The sequence below is a fragment of the Chryseobacterium sp. S0630 genome (assembly GCF_024158915.1).
Classification (GTDB): domain Bacteria; phylum Bacteroidota; class Bacteroidia; order Flavobacteriales; family Weeksellaceae; genus Chryseobacterium.
In genome coordinates this window covers 1-656 of sequence record NZ_JAMZGF010000132.1, presented here as the reverse complement: position 1 = coordinate 656, position 656 = coordinate 1, and the positions used below count along the sequence as shown (strand labels likewise).

General features: G+C 30.9%; 1 protein-coding gene. It reads right to left on the bottom strand.

All coding sequences use genetic code 11. From position 1 onward, the window contains the following. Window positions 1-7 precede the first annotated feature (7 nt). The gene (locus tag NK356_RS24065) at window positions 8-559 is read right to left on the bottom strand and encodes a transposase (protein WP_253318255.1); all 552 of its coding nucleotides are present in this window, start codon (window positions 557-559) and stop codon (window positions 8-10) included. Window positions 560-656: the final 97 nt, after the last annotated feature.

Here is a 656-nt window from a genome sequence, read left to right as displayed (position 1 = left end):
CCCATCCTCATAAATTAACATCTATTTCCAGCACTTTCTCATAATCATCACAATAATTTCTAGCACTGCTATATTTCCATTCCCAAGACTCCATAACAAAACCTGCCTCAACTGGGTTTTGATGAACATAATTTAGTTTCTGCTCAAATACCTTCAACGTCCATATTTCTATGGGATTATTATTCTGCTGCCAAAACTGATACTTTTTTATATTGGAATTTCGGCTTCCTGCTTTTTTAAACATCCACAATAACCATTCTTTTCTGCTTTCCTGATTATTTTCTTCGATAGCCTTAAGCAACTTTTTAGCGGTAAAACCTTTAAAATCTCTTATTAATTCTGAAGGTTGACCTTTTTCTGATCTGAAAATTAAATGTATATGACTGGGCATGATACAATATCCGAAAATAATCATTCCTTTATTCTTTCTACAATAATTCAATGCTTCAATAATAATATCAAAATATTCAATTCTTGTAAAAATATCAATCCAAAATACCGTAGCAAAACTTATGAAATAAGCTCCTTCTTTTTCATGAAATTTGTGTTTTCTGCTCATTATCTAAAATTAATAAAAACTCACATTATTATTTTTAGAAATTAAATTTTATATGTTAATTATTGTGGGGACACGAGCGGGACGCTCGCGCCAGCGA